This window comes from Pseudoalteromonas rubra (assembly GCF_005887115.1).
In the GTDB taxonomy this organism is placed as follows: domain Bacteria; phylum Pseudomonadota; class Gammaproteobacteria; order Enterobacterales; family Alteromonadaceae; genus Pseudoalteromonas; species Pseudoalteromonas rubra_F.
Window position 1 is genome coordinate 1 of record NZ_PNCJ01000079.1, and the last position, 350, is coordinate 350.

The 350-nt window shown below is 47.7% G+C and carries 1 pseudogene; it reads left to right on the forward strand.

Going from position 1 to position 350, the window contains the following annotated elements:
- Window positions 1-350 (forward strand): annotated as a pseudogene (locus CWB98_RS23190) (transposase); the annotation flags it as partial.

The window sequence follows — 350 nt, forward strand, 5'->3', positions numbered from 1 at the left end:
GAATTTAAATTGGAAGCCGCTGCCTTGGTTCTGGATGAAGGATACTCAGTGCCCGAAGCATGTCGGTCCCTGGATGTCGGTGAAACGGCTTTGAGGCGCTGGGTCCAGCAGCTGAAGCAAGAACGTGGTGGTGAAACACCTCAGTCCAAGGCTCTAACGCCTGAGCAGCAGAAAATTCAAGAACTTGAAGCGCGAATCAATCGTTTGGAACGTGAAAAGTCCATACTAAAAAAGGCTACAGCTCTCTTGATGTCAGACGAGATGAACAATACTCGATAGTAGACCAGTTAAGTGAGCTTGAGCCTGTTGAATTGGTCTGCGAAACCTTTGATGTTCCGCGTTCAAGTTAT